8 protein-coding genes are annotated in these 14,417 nt (G+C 55.7%); 4 read left to right on the top strand and 4 right to left on the bottom strand.

What is annotated here, in order from left to right; genetic code table 11:
* The first annotated feature begins 1 nt into the window (after nucleotide 1).
* From B150_RS0115205 to B150_RS0115190, 4 genes are all read left to right on the top strand, one after another.
* Nucleotides 2–1,219, top strand: a complete 1,218-nt coding sequence (locus B150_RS0115205; protein WP_020400801.1) for a phosphopentomutase — start codon at nucleotides 2–4, stop codon at nucleotides 1,217–1,219.
* A 28-nt stretch (nucleotides 1,220–1,247) separates the two neighbouring features.
* Nucleotides 1,248–2,036 (top strand): S1/P1 nuclease, encoded by a 789-nt coding sequence (locus B150_RS0115200; RefSeq protein WP_020400800.1) that lies wholly within the window; start codon nucleotides 1,248–1,250, stop codon nucleotides 2,034–2,036.
* Between the two features lie 425 nt (nucleotides 2,037–2,461).
* The gene (locus B150_RS0115195) at nucleotides 2,462–5,758 is read left to right on the top strand and encodes a TonB-dependent receptor (RefSeq protein WP_020400799.1); all 3,297 of its coding nucleotides are present in this window, start codon (nucleotides 2,462–2,464) and stop codon (nucleotides 5,756–5,758) included.
* Between the two features lie 124 nt (nucleotides 5,759–5,882).
* The gene (locus B150_RS0115190; RefSeq protein ID WP_020400798.1) at nucleotides 5,883–6,539 is read left to right on the top strand and encodes a TetR/AcrR family transcriptional regulator; all 657 of its coding nucleotides are present in this window, start codon (nucleotides 5,883–5,885) and stop codon (nucleotides 6,537–6,539) included.
* On the opposite strand, the gene B150_RS0115185 is transcribed toward B150_RS0115190, so the two are convergent.
* From B150_RS0115185 to B150_RS0115170, 4 genes are all read right to left on the bottom strand, one after another.
* Entirely contained in the window at nucleotides 6,536–8,188 is a 1,653-nt protein-coding gene (locus B150_RS0115185) for a sulfatase-like hydrolase/transferase (RefSeq protein WP_020400797.1), read from the bottom strand. The two genes, B150_RS0115190 and B150_RS0115185, sit on opposite strands and share 4 nt — an antisense overlap.
* Nucleotides 8,189–8,252: 64 nt before the next feature.
* The gene (locus B150_RS0115180; RefSeq protein WP_020400796.1) at nucleotides 8,253–9,545 is read right to left on the bottom strand and encodes a spinster family MFS transporter; all 1,293 of its coding nucleotides are present in this window, start codon (nucleotides 9,543–9,545) and stop codon (nucleotides 8,253–8,255) included.
* Nucleotides 9,546–9,711: 166 nt separating this feature from the next.
* Nucleotides 9,712–12,999: a S41 family peptidase gene (locus B150_RS0115175; protein ID WP_020400795.1), complete on the bottom strand. Its 3,288-nt coding sequence runs from the start codon at nucleotides 12,997–12,999 to the stop codon at nucleotides 9,712–9,714.
* A 143-nt stretch (nucleotides 13,000–13,142) separates the two neighbouring features.
* Entirely contained in the window at nucleotides 13,143–14,339 is a 1,197-nt protein-coding gene (locus tag B150_RS0115170; RefSeq protein WP_026168421.1) for a dipeptidase, read from the bottom strand.
* Nucleotides 14,340–14,417 lie beyond the last annotated feature (78 nt).

The raw sequence follows: 14,417 nt of genomic DNA, 5'->3' as shown, positions 1-14,417 counted from the left end.
CATGGCCCGCGCTTTCATTCTCGTGCTTGACAGTTTTGGCATTGGTGCAGCCCCGGACGCTGAAAAATTTGGCGACGTTGGCGCTGACACGCTGGGCCACATCGCGGACTGGTGCGCCGACGGTAATACATCGCCAGAGCGTCCGGCCGCGGGCAAAATCAAGCTACCGAATATGACCAAGCTCGGCCTTGGCAAGGCCGCGGAATTGGCGACCGGGCGTGAGCCGAGGGGCATGGAGTTCACTGGCGAGATTACGGGGGCATATGCCGCCTGCGCGGAACGTTCATTCGGCAAGGACACGCCGTCCGGTCACTGGGAAATGGCAGGTGTGCCGGTTGAGTTCGACTGGGGCTATTTCCAGCCAGAGTATCCGAGCTTTCCGGATGACTTGATCAGCAAGCTGGTTGAGCGCTGTGGCTTACCGGGAGTGCTTGGCAACAAGGCAGCTTCTGGCACCGTCATCCTTGATGAGCTGGGTGAGGAGCATATCCGCACCGGCAAGCCGATTGTTTACACGTCTGCTGACAGTGTGTTCCAGATTGCAGCGCATGAGGAACACTTCGGGCTTGAGAAGCTTTATGAAGTGTGTGAGGTCGCGCGTGAATTGGTGGACGACTATAATATCGGCCGGGTGATCGCGCGCCCGTTTGTGGGCGAGGCTGGCAAGTTTGAGCGCACGGGCAACCGGCGCGATCTGGCGACACCGCCGCATAAGCCCACGCTTCTCGAAAAACTTGAAGACGAAGGCCGCGAGGTGATCTCCGTCGGCAAGATCGCAGACATTTTTGCCCACAAGGGGTTGACCCAAAAGGTGAAGGCGAATGGCCTTGATGGTCTGTTTGAAGTTTCACTCCAGAAACTGGCGGAGGCGCCGGACGGATCGCTCACTTTCGTGAACTTTGTTGATTTCGACCAGAGCTTCGGTCACCGCCGTAACGTGGGTGGCTATGCAGCAGCGCTTGAGTATTTCGATGAGCGGTTGCCGGAGTTCCTGAACGGTATGCAGGCGGATGACGTGGTGATCCTGACCGCGGACCACGGCTGTGACCCGACGTGGCCGGGCAGTGACCACACACGGGAACATGTGCCGTTTGTTGCATACGGGCCCAAGCTCAAAGCCGGTAGCCGGGGCGTTCGCAAAAGTTTCGCAGATATCGGCCAAAGTGTCGCAAGCCATCTGGGCATTCGCCCGCTTGAAGACGGCGAAAACGCATTCTGATAAATCCATTATAGGGGAGCTAAGGGTTATGTTGCGTAAGCTATTCGTGGGATTGGCGCTGGTTGCAGGCCTTTCAGTGTCAGCGTCGGCTTATGGCCCGACTGGTCACCGTGTGATTGCAGAGCTGGCATCCCGCCACCTGACCCCAGAAGCTGAGGCAGCTGTCAAGGAACTGCTCGGCAACGAGTTTATGGCGGAGGCTGCCAACTGGCCTGATGAGATGCGCTCCGACCCGGACGCATTCTGGCGCAAGACTTCGCAGACCTACCACTATATCAACCTGCCGGACGGAGTAACCTACGAGGACAGTGAGAAGAACCCGGCGGGCGATGCACTGACGGCACTTGCCAAGTTTACAGCTGACGTAACGAACAAGGACCTACCACTAGCCGAGCGGCAACTGGCGCTGCGCTTCATCATTCACATCGTTGGTGACCTGCACCAGCCGCTGCACGCTGGCCGCGCCGAGGATTGGGGTGGCAACCGCATTGATGTGGTCTGGTTCGAAGAGATGAGCAACCTGCACAAGGTATGGGACGAAGACCTGATTGACCGCAAGGGCTTGTCATTCACGGAGTGGGTGCGGTTCCTCGAGCCCAAGATCAGCACTAACGACATGACCGAATGGCAAAAGGCTAAACCCGCTGACTGGGTGCGTGAGCTGATCGCACTGCGCGGCGATATCTATAACGTCGGCAATGCCATCTTCAGCTATGACTATGTCTATAAATACACGCCGCTTATCAAGTCGCAGCTCTCGAAGGGCGGCATCCGTCTCGCGGGCTATCTGAACGAGGTCTTCGCGAAGTCGGAGTAGGGCTGAAAAGTCGTGCGGGACTAAACGATTCGCATATACGTATAAATGGGGCGCCAATTTGGCGCCCTTTTTGTTGCATTGAGGTCACAGTTTCATCTGAAAGCGAAAGCCCTGTTTCCTGCGGTGCAGGCCCGGATTGTGCTCTTTAAGTCACGATAAAAAAGGAAATTTGTGTCTGACAGCAGGGGCATCCGCCGAATCTTGACACTTTCGTCAAAAAACTGAAAAGAACGCCGCATAAAAGACTTGCAACACGGTGTTTGCGCAGGTCCGCGCCATGCCTTGACCTTTCGGTCAGGATTTGGTTCGTATCTAAGTGCATGTTCTGTGTGTGAGACTTTTTTAAACGCAAATTAGTCGTGAAAGTGCCGAACCCTGATGGGGTTGTATACTTGGGGTATCGGCGCATCAATGGAGCTTAGGGAATGAAACGCCAATTTAAAGCCGCGCTTTTCGGCAGTGTGGCCCTTGCAGCTGTAGCTGCAACGGTTCCTGCCGTCGCGCAAGAGACTTCCTCATCCATTCGCGGTACCGTTGTTGACGCATCTGGTGCACCGCTTACGGGTGTGGACGTAGTAATCCTGCACGTACCGTCGGGTACGGTTAGCACGGTAACCACCGGTGACTCGGGCGTATTTTACGCACGTGGCCTGAAAGTAGGTGGCCCGTACATCGTTCGTTTCCCGGACGGTGCAGAATACCACACTGATGATGTTGAAGGCCTGTTCCTCCAACTCGGTCGTCCTGCGAACGTCCGCATTGTTGCTGCGCGTTCTGCTGCTGAATACGAAGAAATTCAGGTTACTGCCCGTGCGATCCAGCCGGTTGTAACGGCAATCGGCCCGTCGTCCACCTATGACCTCAGCGACCTCGAAGGTGCGCCGTCGGTGAGCCGCGACATTAAAGACGTTATCCGTCAAGACCCGCGTATCTATATCGACCAGGCGTTCAGCGACGGCGTACAGTGTGCCGGCGCGAACCCGCGCTTCAACTCGCTCACCGTTGACGGTGTTGGCCTCAACGATAACTTCGGCCTGAACAGTAACGGTTACCCGACCGAGCGTATGCCTTTCTCCTTCGACGCCATTCAACAGGTTGCTGTTGAGCTGGCTCCGTTCGACGTAGAATACGGCGCATTCACGGCTTGTAACATCAACGCTGTTACCAAATCCGGTACCAACGAATTCCACGGTTCTGCGTTCTTCGATTACACGAACGACAGCCTCCGCGGTAACCAGCTTGAAGGTGACAAGTTCACCACTGGTGACTTCTCCGAGAAGCGTTACGGCGCGACCCTCGGCGGCCCGATCATTAAAGACAAGCTCTTCTTCTTCGCATCCTACGAGAAACTCGAAGGTTCGCAGCTGTTTGACCGTGGCCCGGCTGGTTCCGGCGCAGCACGTGAAGTTGGCGGCGTTTCCGAAGAGCAGTGGAACGAGATCGTTCGCATCGCTCGCGACGTTTACGGCTACGAAGTGGGTGGTCTCCCGGCATCGCTTCCGGTGACTGACGAGAAAATCCTCGCCAAGATCGACTGGAACATCACCGACAACCACCGTCTTGCACTTACCTACAACTACAACGACGGCTACACCATCGCGCAGTCTGACGGCGATGATGACGAGCTTGAAGATTCGAACCACTACTATGAGCGTGGTACGAAGCTTCAGTCTTACGCTGGCTCGCTGTTCTCTGACTGGTCTGACCGTTTCTCGACCGAGCTCCGCGTTGCTTACGCTGACGTAGACCCGCGCGTAGCACCGCTCGGCGGTACCGAGTTTGGTGAAGTTCAGATCACCACGTTCAACGATGCCGATAACGACGGTGTTCGTGAGCGTGCGGTAGTTTACCTCGGCGCGGACGATAGCCGTCACGCAAACGAGCTGAACTACTCGACGCTGAACCTCAAGCTTGCTGCTAACTACCAGATGGACGACCACTTCTTCACCTTCGGTGTTGAGCGTGTTGACTTCGACATCTTCAACCTGTTCATTCAGGAAGCTCAGGGTGAATATCGTTTCCAGGATATCAACCGTGGTGGCCTCGAACTGACCGCGATTGAAGCGTTTGAAGCCGGCCGTCCGGAGCGCGTGATCTACGAAAACGCTTCCCCGTCGAACGACCCGAACGATGCAGCTGCATCCTTCAAATACGCCATCAACACCGTTTACCTGCAGGACGAATGGACCGTTGCTGACGGTAACCTGACCCTGACCGGTGGTGTTCGTTACGACTGGTATTCCAGCAGCGACGTTCCGCGTGAAAACCCGAACTTCATCGCTCGTAACGGTTTCTCGAACGCAACCAACCTCGACGGTAAAGGCCTGGTGATGCCACGTTTCGGCTTCTCCTGGATCGCAACTGACCGTATCGAAGTACACGGTGGTGCTGGTATCTACTCCGGCGGTAACCCGAACGTTTGGGTATCCAACAACTACTCGAACAACGGTATCACGCAGGTTGAAGTTTCCGCTCGCGACTATGACGACGGCGTAGACTCCCCGACCCTGTTTGATGATCCGACGGTAACCGGTGAAGGCCCGATCTATGACATCCCGCAGCGTCTCTATGACGGTGTTGCAAGCGGCACCGTAAACGCTGGCGTGAACGCCATCGACCCGGACTTCAAGATCCCGAGCCAGCTTAAAGTTGCCCTCGGTACCACTATCGACTTCGACGCTCCGGCTGGTCTCGGTGACGACTACCGCCTGCAGCTTGACGTTCTCTACTCCAAGAACCGTAACCCGGGCCTCGTAGTAGACAGCACGCTCGTTGAGATCGGTACTGCTCCAGACGGTCGTCCGATGTACGCCGCAATCGACAAGTCCCGTCCTGAGTGTCTGGAAGATCCAGTTGGCAACATCGGTTCCTGTAACCGTTGGTTCAACAGCGACCTGATCCTGACCAACAGCGATGGCGGCCGTCAGATTGTCTTCTCGGCAGCGCTGAGCAAGTCCTATGACAACGGCATCGACTGGACCATCGCATACGCTCACACCAACTCCACGGATGTGAACCCGATGACCAGCTCGGTAGCGTTCTCGAACTTCTCACAGTTCGCAGCGTCCGAGCGTAACGACCCAGAAGCTGCTCGTTCCAACTATGTGATCCCGAACCGCTTCACCGCGTCGTTCAAATGGGAACACGACTTCTGGGACGACAACACGACCCGCGTAAACCTGTTCGGCGTACTGAACCAAGGCCGTCCGTACAGCTTCACGTTTGTTGACATGGGTGGTTCGTTCAACTCCAACTTCACCGAATTCGGTGACGGCGTTGACGGTTCCGCACTGCTCTACATCCCGACGGGCATTGACGATCCGCTCGTACAGTTTGGTGACGACTTTGATACCGATGCGTTCTTCGAATACCTCGAAGAAAACAACCTGATGCAATATGCAGGTCAGATCGCACCGCGTAACAGCAACTTCTCCAACTGGTGGGGTAAGGTCGACCTGAAGATCGAACAGGAAATCCCTGCGTTCTTCGAAGGTCACAAGATGTCGGCTTACTTCGTAATCGACAACCTGACCAACCTCATCAACGACGACTGGGGTGTAATGTACGAAGCAAGCTTCCCACGCGCCTTCCAGGTTGTGGAAGCTTCCATCGACCGTGCGAACAACCAGTATGTCTACACGGAGTTCTTCGAGCGTGAGCAGGGCCGCGTAACGCGTCCGTCGCTCTGGTCGATCCGTATGGGCGTTAAATACAAGTTCTAATCAGGGCTTGTTATCCCGAGTTATTGCGCCCGGGGGATTCCCCCGGGCGTTTTCATTCACACCCATTGCCAATGGACCTTTGCGCGCATCTGTGTTTAAAGGTGCCTCATAAGTGGGGGGACAAATGTTCAACGACATAATAGACGACACCGGCCATAAAGCCGGGATACGCCGTGAAAATGTCACCAAGATACTGGCGGCAGCAGAAACGGTATTTGCCGAGAAGGGCTTTAAAGGGGCAAGTGTGGGCCTGATCGCCGAGCGTGCGGGCGTACCCAAGCCGAATGTATATTACTACTTTGGTGCCAAGGAAGACCTGTACCGCAAGGTGATTGAGGAAGTATGCTCAATCTGGCTTCATGCCGCCGATACCTTCGACGAAACCGAGGACCCCGCACAGGCGTTCACGACCTATGTGTCATCAAAGATGGATCTTGCACGCGCCCGCCCGCATGGGTCGCGCTTGTGGGCTATCGAGATGGCGTCCGGCGCACCGTTCCTGCAGGACTATCTTATCAACACGGTAAAGCCATGGCTTGAGAGCCGCGAACAAGTACTTGAGCGCTGGATCGCGGAAGGCAAACTGGCACCCGTGAAAGCCCGCTACCTTTTTTACATGATCTGGGCAACGACACAGCATTACGCTGATTTTGCAGCGCAGATTGATGTGATGAACGGAGGTCACGGCCTTGATAATCACCAGTTCGCGGAAGCCAAGGAAACGGTGATCGCGCTGGTGCTTAAGAGCCTAGGCCTTTGTCCTGAGAAGGTCGCAGCCTAAGGCCTTTCGGTCAAAGCCTTGAGAAGTGATTTTGCCGCCCGAAGCTGTTCCGCTTTGGGCGGCATTTTACCATCGGGGCTTGGTGTCGGGCTCAGAAATCCGTCTTCATAGATAAAATCAGTCCGGCTATCACCATCTATGACGGCAAAGCCACGAGGTACTTCCTTGTCGCAGTTGCTGAGAATGATGGGATTGCTTTGCCATGGGACCGATACACCGAGTTCGCCGAGTATATAGCTATAGAGACCCGTTTGACTTATCGGCAGTTCATTCTTTCTGCCTCCCATGACGCCAAGAGGGACAATCATCTGTTCATTGGTCAAGGCACTTGAATGCCCGACGATTCCGTCGCCGACGACGCTCTCCCCATGATCAGCGGTAATAATGGCGAGCAATTTCCCCGACTTCACCTGCGCCTCGATGTAAGGCATCAGGAGAGCTAACTCACCGTCCATATCCTTGATTGCTGTTTCATAGCCTTCGAGCGTGCCTCCTTTGCCACCCGTAATGGGTAGATCATCGCCATAAGGGAAGTGTGCTGCGTTATAGTAGGCGACATGAAAACGAGGGGATTGGCCTTGGGATTGAAGAAATTCAATTGTTCTTTCGGTAACGAAACGATCACGCTCGCGCATGGTGCCGGTTTCTGCAATGTACCGGGTGGCGGGGGTGAGCAATAGTTGTGCAATATCATACCAGTTCAGGGAGAGCGCTTCTGCGCTTGAAACTTGGTAACCGGATTGCGCAAGAATTGTTGTGAGCCCCAATGGTTCAGCGTTTAGGCGTGCTGCCCCATAGTGATTTGGCAGCAAACCAGTCATCATGGTGAACATGCTGAAATGTGTGCAGTTCGATACGCTATACTGCGCGGTGAGGAGTTGCCCGCGTGAACCCATGTTCATCAAAGTGGGCGCCAACGCTGGGTCGCGGATGATATCTTTGGAGCGCAAACTATCCATGACGATCAAGAGAATGTCCGGTTTGCGCTGCAGCGTCAGTTCGACAGTATTGCCGGGTGTTGTTGCTGTGTCTGAAGTGGTTAGGGCGAACGAATGGTTCTCGTGTGGGCCGAGCACCGGACTAAAAAGCTTTCCAATATGGTAAGGGTGTGGGGTGTGAAAAAGCGCAAGCTTGCGCTGTGTTTCCAACGTGCCGGGCACTGCATAAAAGTAGAGTAATCCATATATGAGTTGCGAGAGTCCGAACATCAACAGTGCCAGCGCGCCAAGCCAGCGCAGGCGGAAGCGGTGCGGTGGCTGGCGTCGCTTTAGTGCCAGATATAGGCTTGCTCCAAAGGCAAGAACGACGATACCCGGCAAGCCAAGGCTTATGCCAATATTGGCGAGTGCATCACGTTCGAAGAGGAGGCTGAGTGTGAAAGCATTCAGGTGAAGTCCGGTAACCTGATAGCAGGTAATCTCGACCAGAAAGAAAGTCGTCATTAGCCCAAAAAGAAAGGTACCTAATAGGCGGTGCACTCGTCGGGCGATTTCCAGAAGCAGCGCCGCGAGTGCAGCAATAAAAAGCATGTGGAACCAGCTGAAGCTGCTGGTCACTCCTGAAAAAAGGCCGGGGCTCATGGCAAGAAGGACCAGTGCCCATGTGACACTGATCTCAAAGCGACTTTGTCGGATATGGAGTTCTTTCATCCAGCATAAGGCCTTTTAAATCATGGCCTTATGCTGGCAGGTTTTCGGCGATAATGCCAGTGCTCTATACCTGTTTTTGGGCCTCAATATCTTCCGGCAGCTTCTTGCCGCCCATCCAGAACAGGTAGCCCTTGAAGATGGCGAGGCAGGTGCCGATGGTCAGTGCTGTCCGCAGGCCGTCCGAGCCCGTGCGAGCGAGTTCATAGTCGCTAATCGCGCCCACAAGCACTGGCCCAAGGCCCATACCAATCAGGTTGAGAACAAAAAACAGGATGGCGGAGGACATGGCTCGCATACGCGGTGATACCAGCCGGTGTGTGACGGCAATGGCGGGCGCAAGGTAGAAGGTAGACAGGACCACCACGACAAAATACCCCCCGAGCATAAGCTCACGACTGCCGGTATGGTAGACCACAAGCGCAAGCGGGATGGCCGCAACCGCGGAAAGGCCAGGCAGCCATAGGTACCAGCGCGGGTCCTTTGCGCCCAGTTTGTCTGTCAGTGAGCCACCAAGAAAAGTACCGATCATACCACCGATGCCGGTAACAAGGCCGAGGATAAGCCCAATGTCGCTGAGCGAGATGCCGTGATACCGCACCATGAAGCTGGGCATGAAGTTGCTGGTGCCATAGCTGACGAACGCGGACATGGCGCAGCCGAAGGCGATATAGGGAAACGACTTGAGCTTCCAGACAAACTTGAGTGTAGTGCCTATCGAAGGTGCCTCCACATCGGGCCCGGCGTCGTGAAGGCCACGGGGTGGTTCCTTGACAGTGAAGCGCAGCAGGAGGGCCAAAAGGATACCCGGAATGCCCACAATCAGGAAGGTCATGCGCCAGCCATACTCCTGACCGACAATGCCGCCTGATGTGTAGCCGAGCAGGATGCCGAGATAAAGCCCGGCCGAATAGACAGCGAGGGCGGTAGCGCGGCGTTTGGCTTCAAACATGTCCGAGATCATCGAATGCGCTGGCGGGCTGCCGCCCGCCTCACCAACGCCCACACCCATACGGGCGGCGAGAAGCTGCATAAAGTTCTGTGTCATGCCCGACAGGGCAGTCATGCCGCTCCATACCGTTAGCGCAATGGCGATGATGTTACGCCGGTTGTAGCGGTCGGCGAGACGTGCGATTGGCAGGCCGAGCGTGGTGTAGAAAATGGCGAACGAAAAACCGGACAAAAGGCCAAGCTGGGTATCGCTCAGGCCAAGGTCTGCCTTGATCAGCGGTTGCAGGATCACCAGGATCTGCCGGTCGATGAAATTGAACGCGTAAACAATGGTCAGCACTGCCAAGGCATACATCTTGGCGTTCTTGCTTAAACCGACGGCTGGCGACAGCCCGGTGGAATCCTTCATTGGTATCCCCTCAAACAGAAGGAGGCGTTCTGGCGTGCCTCCTTGACGCGCGCTTCCCCACGCGCATGAATGACGTTAGGGCAGTTTTCCGTAGCGGCAAGGGTGATAACGAAAAAGCGCCGACGGATACCCGCCGGCGCTTCCATGATTTCACGGCCTTGGTGGCCTATTCAGCCTTTGCTGCCTTCAGCATAACTTCGACCGCTTTTTCAAGCTGCGGGTCACGGCCTTCGGCGCTGTCTTCCGGCAGGTTCTTAACCTTGTAGTCCGGCTCAAGCTGCTGGTTCTCGAGGTAGTTTCCGTTAGCGTCAATCTGGCCAACCTGTGGGATACCGAAGGTGACATCGCCAGAATGCAGGGTTTCCCACCACACGGCCGTCATGGTGCCTGGAACAGGCATGCCGACGAGCTCACCAATACCGAGAGTCTTGTAAGTGTAGGGGAACGCGTGGGCGTCTGAATAGTTGCCTTCACCCATCACGACCACCGAGGGCTTGCTCCACTGGTCAAGCGGGTCACCGGCATAGACACGGTCACCACGAACTTTCATCTGCAGGTACTGCTTGCCAGACAGCAGCTTCGCGAGATCGTTATGCAGCCAGCCGCCGCCGTTCCAGCGGGTGTCGACGATTACGGCGTCCTTGTCGAAGTTGCGGCCAAGGAGGTCGGAATACACAACGCGGTAGCTGGCATCGTTCATGCCGCGTACGTGCACATAGCCAACTTTGCCACCCGAGATTTCCTCAACATAGGCTCGGCGCGACTTGACCCAGCGGTCATAAAGAAGCTCAGCTTCTTCGCGGCGGCTGATCGGCTTAATCACCTCGTCAAAGGTTTTGCCGTCAGTGTCCATTACGGTGATGCGTACACGCTCACCAGCCTTGTGGTTGAGAAGCGAGGCGAGGTTCACGTTCTCGCCAAGCGTGGTGCCGTCAACGGCCACCAGCTTCATGCCAGCCTTGACCTTGCTGTCTGCTTTTTCAAGCGGGCTGCGGTCCAGCACCTCGGTGATGGTGAGGGCACCAGAGGTGTCCTTTAGGTCGAAGATAAGACCGAGTGCAGCAGTCTCATCCGCACCGTCCACATGGCCGCGGTAGTAAGCACCAGTGTGCGATGCATTCAGCTCACCGAGCATTTCTTCCATCATGCGGGCAAAGTCACGGTTATTGCCGATGCTTGGCAGCTTCTCCGCGTATTCGGCCTTGAGGCCGTCCCAGTCGGTGCCGTGCATGTTCGGGTTATAGAATTTCTCTTTAACCTGACGCCAGATATGTTCGAAGAAGTAGGCGCGCTCGGCATCGCCGTCCAGTACCATGGACGCATTCAGGCTCACCGGTTTGCGGGTCGCGCTATCACCGTTCAGGGACAGCTTGGAGATGCGGCCATCAGCGAGCACAAAGGCGCTCTTTTCATCTTCCGACAGCTCCATGCCTGCGTTCCGGGCATCCAGCTTCAGAAGCAGTTTGGTGCTGCCTTCGCGGAAGTCCTGCATCCACAGGTCATATCCACCTTCAAAGCGTGACAGGTAATAAAGCTTGTCCGCATCCTTGGTGAGTACCATGTCAGCGATATCGCTTGAATGCGCGGTCAGGCGGACAGTGCGATCCTCAAGGCCGTCCCATTCGATCTTGATCGGGGCGACCTTGTCTTCTTCTTTTTTGTCGTCCTTCTTCTCGCCCTTATCAGCGTCGTCCTTTTTTGCCTCGTCCTTCTTGGCCTTTTCCTCTTCCTTCTTCTTGTCCTCTTCGAGCTCTTTCATAAGCTCATATTCTTCCTTGGACATGGAGAAGCGATCGAAAGCGTCTTGGTTGAGGAAGGCCGCCATGGCGTCAAACTGGGTGCCCCAGCTGCCATGGTCGCGCATGCCAAAGCGGCTGCTGGCCCAAAGCACGGCACCTTTGGAATGCCATTTCGGCACACCGTCCTGATAGCCGGACAGGCTGATATCACGCGGCGGCGCCGAACCGTCCGCCGGCACGATAGCGATATTGGTGATGAAGACGCGCTTGCGGGCGATGAAATCGACCGTCAGCCATTTGCTATCAGGTGACCAATCGAAATGGATGTCGCCATCTGCGTAGGAATAGTTGTAGGCATCGCCCAGCACTTCGGTGACTTCGCCGCTCTCAAGCGTGAGAACCTTGAGCGTGTCACGGTTGGCAAGGAAAGCGACCTTCTTGCCATCAGGCGAATATTTCGGCTGGAATGCCTCACGGTCACCGTCGTAGATGACCTTCTCATTGATGGTGGTACCAGCGAAGAAATACTTTTCGTCTTCATTCTCAAGGCTGGCTTCCACAAGGCGCCATTTGCCGTCCCGCTCTGCTGCAAATACAATTTTCTTGCCGTCAGGCGCGAAGTCGACACTGCGTTCCTGCGCGGGCGTGTCCGTGATGCGTTTGGTGGTTTTAAACTCGGTCGAGGTTACAAAAACCTCACCGCGTGCCACGAACGCGATTTCCTTACCGCTCGGCGATACTGCAAACTCGCTCACATCGCTGCTGACATTGATCACCTCATCGGTGCGGCCATGGCCATCAGCTGCGATCTTGATATCAACCTTGCTCACGCGGTCTTTGCCTTTGCCAAGGTAGATGGAGCCATGGTTGATAAAAGCCAGGGTGCCATTTTCCGCACGCGTCAGGCTGCGAACCGGGTGCTTCTTGAAGCTGGTCAGTTGTTCATTGCGGCCGTCTTTGGGGTCAAGCTGCCAAACGTTGAACGTGCTGTCACCTTTGTCCGAGAGGTAGAACACGGTACCTTCGCGGCCCCAAACGGGGTTCTGGTCGCCGCCTTCCCAGGTGGTGAGCTGTGTGTGCTTGCCGGACTTTTTGTCATACATCCAGACGTCATGGGCGAAAGCGGAGGTGTCATGCTTGCGCAGGTCGCTCTCGAGCGCTTTTTCCTCGCGGTAGACAAGCTTATCGCCCTTGTCATTCCACTTGGCCTGCTCTGCCGGGGTGGTCAGGACCATCTCAGGCGTGCCGCCGGTGACGCGCACATTATAAAGCTCGGACAGGGAACCACGCGGGAACAGGCTGCTTTCCGCGCTGTCCATGCGTGTGGAGGAGAAAGTCACTGCCTTGTCGTCCGCCGTGAAGTCGGCAGGTACGTCGTTGCTGCTCATGTAGGTCAGGCGTTTGGCTTCACCGCCGTTTGCGGACATCACATAAACATCAAGGTTGCCGTTGCGGTCGCTCGCGAAGGCGATTTGTTTGCCGTCGTGGGACCAGACCGGGTGGCCTTCCCATGCCGCGTTGACCGTAAGCGGCACTGCGGTACCGCCCTGGGCTGAAACTTTATAGAGATCACCTTTGTAGGTGAAAACGATGCTTTTGGCATCGGGCGAGATGGCGGCTTCGCCGTACCATTCGCTACTAGCTTCGGCAAAGGCCGTGGTGCTGACACCAGCCATAAGGCTGGCAACGATCGCTGTCGTTAGTGTTTTTTTCATGGTTTTCCCCCTCATGAAATTTGACGCTGAACTTTATCAAGATTTTTGTCCCGGTCCAGCAACAAGACAGTCAGGTTGTTAGACGCATGAGCGTCAGAAAGCGGAAGGCCGCCCAGAATATAGGCGGCCTTTCCTGCGTTCTTTTAGTGCGCTGCGGCGTATTCTTCGGTCGTGCGCCATACACGCATGAAGTTGCCGGAGAGAATCTTTTTAACGTCCTCTTCCTTGTAGCCACGGTTCAGGAGACCTTCGACCAGTGTCGTGTAGCTCGACACATCCTTGAGGCCTTCAGGCAGGCTATCGCCTACGCCGTCAAAGTCGGAACCGATGCCCACATAGTCGATGCCTGCGATCTTCACCACATGGTCGATATGGTCAAGCACGTCATCAAGTGTGGCGTAGGGGTAGGGGTTCGTGACGCGGTAGTCTTTCTCGAACTGGTCCTTCAGTTCAGACGTGTCTTCAAGGCCATTGTCCGCGATGTGTTTGGCGTAGGCTTCATCCATGGTCGGGCCATATTTGTTCGCGGCTTCGGTCAGGAAGGAAGAACCGTAGTTGATCATGATCACGCCGCCTTTTTTGGCCAGCGCCTGGATCATCTCGTCGGACATATTGCGCTCAAAGCCCGGCGTGAAATGCCGTGCGGAGGAGTGGGTCGCAACCGGCGGTACCGCCGTCAATTCCATCACCTGCCAGAAAGTATCGTCCGAGATATGGCTCACATCCACGATGATGCCGAGCTCGTTCATGCGGGTCACAACCTGCTTGCCGAAGTCCGAGAGGCCGTTCCACTGGTGGTTCGGGTCGTAGGACGAATCTGCGATATCGTTCGACTTGGCGTGCGCAAGCGTAATGTAGCGAATGCCGCGCTCGAAGAAATAGTCAAGGTTGGTAAGGTCGCCCATGATGGGTGAGCCATTTTCCATACCGAGCGGCAGGGCAACAACACCGTCCTTGAAAGCTTTTTCGGCGTCAGCGACCGTGCGCGCGATGCGGAACTTGGTCGGTGCGTCCGCTTCGATCTTCTCGACGATCGCGATCATTTCCTCAGCGTGGGTCTTTGCCTTTTCCGTTCCGTCGTAGCGTGACGGTGTGTAGATGGACATAAAGGCAACGTTCAGGCCGCCTGCAACAGCGCGCGGGTAGTCAAACTCGCCTTTCGCGGTGGGGCCGGATACATCTTCCCATGCATGGCCAAGGCGGTAAGGCACATCAATATGAGTGTCGACAATGATGGTCTCGCTGGCGATGCGCTTGGCGTCACCTGCCACGTCGCGAGTTTCCTCAGCCGAACAGGCGGTGAGGGCAAGCAACGATACGGCTGCTAATAAAGCTTTCACTGGTTATGCTCCCTAGATCTGACTTTATGCCGGATGGTGCCACCCAGCTATTTTTTGATCTATTTTGGCTAGCGCATT

The sequence above is a fragment of the Kordiimonas gwangyangensis DSM 19435 = JCM 12864 genome (assembly GCF_000375545.1).
GTDB lineage: Bacteria > Pseudomonadota > Alphaproteobacteria > Sphingomonadales > Kordiimonadaceae > Kordiimonas > Kordiimonas gwangyangensis.
This window is presented reverse-complemented; position numbering and strand designations above follow the sequence as displayed.